The sequence below is a fragment of the Aurantimonas sp. C2-5-R2 genome, from assembly GCF_036549495.1.
Lineage (GTDB): Bacteria > Pseudomonadota > Alphaproteobacteria > Rhizobiales > Rhizobiaceae > Aurantimonas > Aurantimonas coralicida_A.
The window spans coordinates 1-1,125 of the sequence record NZ_JAZHLJ010000241.1 but is presented as its reverse complement, the minus strand read 5'-3'; the positions used below and the strand labels follow the sequence as shown (position 1 = coordinate 1,125).

Sequence of the window (1,125 nt, the reverse complement as noted above, 5' to 3'; positions counted from 1 at the left end):
CATGCGCCCGGCGGTAGGCATTGCCGTGACGGCGGAAGATATCGGCCACCTCCAGATCGGCTGGCACGGTCCTGGCCGATCAGGCCGGGGGCACCACCTCCAGCGTCAATCGATCGAGCGGGCTGGTCGTGCGCCGGATGAGCCGGTTTGAGACCTGGGCATAGTGGGCTGTGCTCGACAGATGGGCGTGCCCGAGCAGCACCTGGATGATGCGGATGTCGGTGCCGCTTTCCAGAAGATGGGTGGCAAAGCTGTGCCGCAGCGTGTGCACCGTCACGCGCTTGTCGATGCCGGCGGCGGCGCGAGCCGACCGGCAAGCCGAATGCAGAACCTGCACGTCGATCGGCTTATCCTCGTCGCGGCCGGGAAACAGCCAGCGTCCTGGTCGGGTCAGGCGCCAGTAGGTGCGCAGAATGGCCAGTAGTTGCGCCGACAGCATCACGGTGCGGTCCTTGCCGCCCTTGCCGTGCTCGACCCGGATAACCATCCGGCCGCTGTCAATATTGCCGACCTTCAGGCCGACGGCTTCGGAAGCGCGAAGCCCCGCCGCGTAGGCCGTCGTCAGCGCCGCCCGCGTCTTTAGGCTTGGCACCGCTTNGCGGGCATACGGGATCCGTTCCGGAATTTCGCCATGACCGAGCGTGACGCCATAAAAGAACCGCAGCGCGCAGACCGTCTGGTTGAGAGCCGGCCAGGAGATGCCGGTGGAGACTAGATGAACCTGAAAGGCCCGCACGTCCTCCAGGCCCAGATGGTCCGGCGAACGGCTGAAATAGCGGCTGAACTTCGTCACCGCATGGAGGTAGGATCGTTGCGTCGCCGGCGACAGATTGCGGACCGTCATGTCCTCGATCATGCGGCGGCGAAGAGGGCTCACATCGGCCATCGGAGGTGCTCCTGTCTCTGGGATCGGGCTAACAACCACAATCCTCGCAGACAGGAGGACTCTCCTAAAACGCTCGCTCCACTCCCGCGCTAGCGGGTTCGTTCAATCTCTAAAATCCTCGCGCGCTAAAAATATGCCAAAGTAGTGCTTGAGAGCCTGATTCAAAAGTTCAGCAATAGATCCAATATCTTGCGATGCGCCTCGTGAGCATTCGGATGCTGGCGATGAGCGTCCAGGCC

1 protein-coding gene is annotated in these 1,125 nt (G+C 62.9%); it reads right to left on the bottom strand.

What is annotated here, in order from left to right; genetic code table 11:
• Positions 1-79: 79 nt before the first annotated feature.
• The gene (locus tag VQ044_RS25265) at positions 80-886 is read right to left on the bottom strand and encodes a site-specific integrase (RefSeq protein WP_331827902.1); all 807 of its coding nucleotides are present in this window, start codon (positions 884-886) and stop codon (positions 80-82) included.
• Positions 887-1,125 lie beyond the last annotated feature (239 nt).